Raw genomic sequence first — 4,671 nt, forward strand, 5'->3', positions numbered from 1 at the left:
AGCCGTTGTTAGCCTATTACGACAAAGTCCCTTGGTAATTAGTCCGTCAGTTTCCCTCGGTAATGACACTACTACATATTAATATAGCCCCCAGGAATCTATATTGAGCCAAAAATAATTTGCCTTCTTCTGCTTTATCCTGCAAATACACACGGTGGCGTTTAATTTTATGCGCCAGCTGTTCACCCTTTGCCGTATGATTGGCATCAAAATTCGCTAATAGTTGGCTGAGTTTTGCATGTTGGGACTGATTACGAGCCAGTTCTTTTTGTAACGCAGGGTTATCACCCAGGGCAAGCTGGCTTTGTATGGCGGCAATGGCTTCACTTGTAGACTCTATCTGGCGCTTTAATTTATCTTTAGCCAGCTCGGTACTCTCTATTTGGTGGCTGGATAATGCTGCCTCGGCATTGAGTAAGCTTTTTAACTCCCGGACAATATCTGCACGGACTTTAGCGGCTTCTTGCTTGGCACGCTTGGCTTTCGCTTCTGCTACTTTTTGTTGATAGGCTTCGGGATCAGACGCCAGTAACATCGCTAATTCTTCAGGGTCCAACATGTCACCGTTTTTGGCTTGATGAATCGTGTTATCCGTTAGGATTTTATTAATCCAGCCTTCTTTACGGCCAATTAAATGCAGGCGATATTCATCCAGGGTGCTTTGTGCCACATAGTTATAAATTTTGACTCGGCTTTGGGTATTCCCTTGGCGAACCCCACGGCCTTTACGTTGGGTGAGTTTGTCAGGTGTCCAGGGGAACGTCAGGTTATGTATAGCGGATGTGCCGTGTTGCAAGTCGACACCTTCTTCTGCTCGCTCATTGGCAATAATAATTTGAATACTCCCGGCATTATAAGCATGGGCCAGTTTTTGGGTTTTCGCACCGGCGGCTTCATCCGCATTAATAATCCCAATTTTTTTCATATCCATGGGTAAATGATGCTGAATTAAACGGGTTAATTTACGGTGCTGGGATTTTTCCGACGAAAAGATTAATTGTTTGCCGCCACTATCATATTCCGTGCGTAAATTCTCCATTAATTGGCTGTATTTGGGTGTTAGCGGGTGGGTCACATCGGTAATGGGAATACCCTGTTTTTTTAACCCTTGCTCAAACTCTTTTTCAAAGGCCTGGTGAAATTTGTGGTATATTGAAAGGAACTGCAGGCTAAATTTGTAAATGATTAATAATTTTTATTAATGTTACAGCCTCTGTTAAAGTGGACTTTGAAAATATAAGTTATGATACTTATAAGTCATATTTAATTAATAATTAAATGGCAACCGACGAGTCAATACCACCTCAAAGATTCATGGGCTATTCAGCACTACTTGCGCTTTGATATTTGCTTTTAATTATTTTATACCCTAAGTTTGCACATGGAACTGTGAGCTTTACTGTACGTTAAAATTGAGCAGTCAACGATTAGGTTACCTTTAACACCTAGTTAACATGATATTTATGCTGACAATTGTTAACACAAGTTTAATAGTAAATTTCAACTAATTATAAAAAATGAGTACACTACATGTCGGATTCAAATAAAATAAAGAACGAAAGCAAACCAAATATCCTTTTAATCATGGTTGACCAAATGCGTTTTCCCATTTTTGGCAAGGCGGGGGGATTTAACCAAGAATTAAAGTCAATTATTGGTTTTCAGGATAATTTAGGGGAAGATAATTCCTTTAAAGATTATTTTCCAGGGTTAATGGCCCTGAGAAATAATGCTGTGGTGCTTAACCAACATCGTATTTCTTCTTCTGCCTGTGTTCCTAGTCGAGCAGCTTTGTTTACTGGCCAATACCCTAATAAAACCGAGGTTAAATACACAGACGGTATATTCAAAGATGGCACTAGTAAAAACTATCCTTGGTTAGATCCAACTGGCTACCCGACGATTGGCGACTGGATGAGAGCAAACGACTACAACACGCACTACATCGGTAAATAGCATATTTCTGATGAATCAGTCAACTCATTGGAAGAGTATGGATTTTCTGACTGGGAATGGAGTTTCCCAGAGCCCTACGGTGGTCTTTATAATAATTTGGGTTACTACCGCGATTATCAGTTTGCTGATTTATCGCGAACTTTTTTTCGCCGTATTGGGTTAGGTGTTCCCTATGTCCAAGCAGTTGCGCAAGAGGAAGACCCAGATACAAGTGCTAAAGTTCAGAACCCTTGGTTTACTGTTGTTTCTTTTAATAATCCTCACGACATTGGCCTATATCCAGGCGTTCCTAAGCAGGCCTGTGATCAGGTGATTTCTAATCACCCTTTGGCACTGGCCGTTCCATCACAGGACACTCATGCAAGAATTCCAAAAAGTGGTACGATCGAGCTTCCGCTTAATCCATTCAATTTCCCCCAAGACAATGCCACAACGATGGCAACCTGGAATGAAGATCTTATCAATAATAATAAACCTGGTTGCCAATTCGATTACTCCTACAAAATAGGACTGGCATTTAATTCCCTAGCAGCACAAAGCATTACAGACTCCTCTCTTGGCAGTTCAGCAGCCCCTGAAGAAAGGCTAGATTCTGCTGCTAATCTTGCTTTAAATGCAGATATGCTAGGCCTACCCTTTGCGCTTACTTCAAACCCTCATCTCACCACTTCTGCTTTTATCCAATATTATGGCTTTTTATTGCATCATGTAGATCAACATATACATACAGTGCTTACTGAGCTGGAAACCAGTGGTCAAGCAGAAAATACGATTGTTATATTTTGTCCAGATCACGGTGAATATAGTGGCTCTCACCACATGATGATGGAAAAATGGCATACTGGCTATGAAGAAATGATACATGTACCCTTGGTGGTGCGCTTTCCAGAAAATTATTACCGTGTTGAAGGTGGCTTGCAGCAATTTGAGCAAGTGACGAGTCATGCAGACATATTGCCATCCATTCTTGGATTAACAGGTATCAACACCACTGTGCAACAACAGGAACTGTTAGCAAAAATTTCTGGGCATATCACAGACAACACAGCTATGCCTGTGGGCTCAGACTTTAGTCAGGCCATTCAAGGACAAGGCATTATAAATAAACCAAATAGTGACCAGGCACGTGAAGGGGTGTTGTTTGTCACTTACGATACAATCACAGAGCCATTTAAAAAAGTTGTATACGACGGCGATAACCCACCACCAATCACGGATAAAGATGGCAATCTAAATCCTTATAGTGTTTTCGTTGAAGCAATTGCTAAGCTTAAAGCGCAACAACCTAATTTTGCAGAAACACTAGGTTCTGGTTCAGTAAGGCAACCCAATCTAGTGCATTGTGCAGTAAGTAATGATAATTGGAAGCTAGTGCGCTACTGGGATCCGGCGTGGTTAACTGATGATGCTGTTTTTGAACCGCAGCAATTTGAACTCTACAATCTCAATATTGATCCAGCCGAGGAAATTAATCTGCTTGATGTAAGTGACCCTACCTTCAATGTTATTGAAATAGTACCGGAGGAGTTTGGTAGCAGGACAAATATAGTAGATAAGGCAAATTCCATGCTTGCCCTACTGGAATCTTTAGAATTTGAGTGGTTAAATGGCTGGACAGCCCCCACGCAGACTTCGCCTGATCCATCTAAACAAACCTCAAAGCTGAAAAAGGTAAAAGCCGCCAAAGAAATAGCCTAACCTCAATAATTGCTTAGGATATTATTTTTTCTAATTAACTTGGAGCGATTTCGCCAGTCCCAAAGTATGGCTAATTAAATTAGGTACCTCCCCGGCTTTGCCGGGGTAATGTGTTTGGCCACAAGCTGGTCATAGTGTTATACCCTGGCCATAATGGTATATTATTCTTTTTATAGTCTACTTTACTGATTAAACGAGACTTCCTTTTTTCATATAGCAAATCCACAGCAACTTCTAAATCTAACTTAAACTCAAGTAAGTCATGTTTTTTTCGGATATTCGGTAAAATGTTACTGATTTCTTGGAGATACTTTAAGAAAGGTGCTTTCAATTCATCAAGGAGTGCTGTATCTGTTGTACTTTAGTAAGTAAAGCCCTTTTATTAGCATCCAATAATTTCTGTCGCTGTTGATTACCATCGTTTGTGTAATCAGCAAGCTTGGTTTTGCCAATGCTATTACTAGGAGGCTTTCCCATTTCAGTATAGAATGAATATTATCAAACCTCACTTCCTGAGAAATTAATAGATCAACGGTGGGATCAGGATAGTTTCTCAAGCGGCTTTTAAGTTGAGATGGTTAATTAAGTAATCCACGACGGGTTGTTTAATCTCTTCTAGGATGGCTTTGACCTGTTTGATAAAGACTTTGGGATTAAGTTTATTAAACTCGCCTGCCAGTAATTGCTGAAACAGGTTGACTGTAGTTTTAACTTTAACCGTTAAAGCTTCTCTGACTTTTTTAATATCTTTTAGTAATTTAATTTTTTCAAAACCTTTGGTGCTTTCACTAAACACCTTTTCCTGTAGCTGCTTGAGTTGTTTTGCATAGCGTAATGTCTCAATTGCATTGGCCATTAAAAAACCTTTTGAATCTTAAAGTGGGTGTTCTTCCGCATCTTTTCGAGCGTAATAAATGGCAACATTACTGATTAACTCATCGTATACCCATAACGAATCATTTTTAGGTGTAACTGAGTACCTAATCTGCAAACTCAGCTAATCCATTACCCATGATT

At 40.0% G+C, this 4,671-nt stretch carries 4 protein-coding genes; 2 read left to right on the plus strand and 2 right to left on the minus strand.

The features are described 5' to 3' along the window. Positions 1–46: 46 nt before the first annotated feature. Positions 47–1,075: a helicase-related protein gene (locus ORQ98_RS28975; RefSeq protein WP_274692309.1), complete on the minus strand. Its 1,029-nt coding sequence runs from the start codon at positions 1,073–1,075 to the stop codon at positions 47–49. A 455-nt stretch (positions 1,076–1,530) separates the two neighbouring features. On the opposite strand from ORQ98_RS28975, the gene ORQ98_RS28980 reads away from it, so the two are divergent. Beyond that, entirely contained in the window at positions 1,531–1,956 is a 426-nt protein-coding gene (locus ORQ98_RS28980) for a sulfatase-like hydrolase/transferase (protein ID WP_274692310.1), read from the plus strand. Positions 1,957–1,983: 27 nt separating this feature from the next. Further along, entirely contained in the window at positions 1,984–3,654 is a 1,671-nt protein-coding gene (locus tag ORQ98_RS28985) for a sulfatase-like hydrolase/transferase (protein ID WP_274692311.1), read from the plus strand. A 553-nt stretch (positions 3,655–4,207) separates the two neighbouring features. Here ORQ98_RS28985 and ORQ98_RS28990 read toward each other — a convergent pair. After that, complete coding sequence (locus tag ORQ98_RS28990) at positions 4,208–4,510, minus strand: hypothetical protein (protein ID WP_274692312.1); 303 nt, start codon at positions 4,508–4,510, stop codon at positions 4,208–4,210. Positions 4,511–4,671: the final 161 nt, after the last annotated feature.

The organism is Spartinivicinus poritis, from assembly GCF_028858535.1.
In the GTDB taxonomy this organism is placed as follows: domain Bacteria; phylum Pseudomonadota; class Gammaproteobacteria; order Pseudomonadales; family Zooshikellaceae; genus Spartinivicinus; species Spartinivicinus poritis.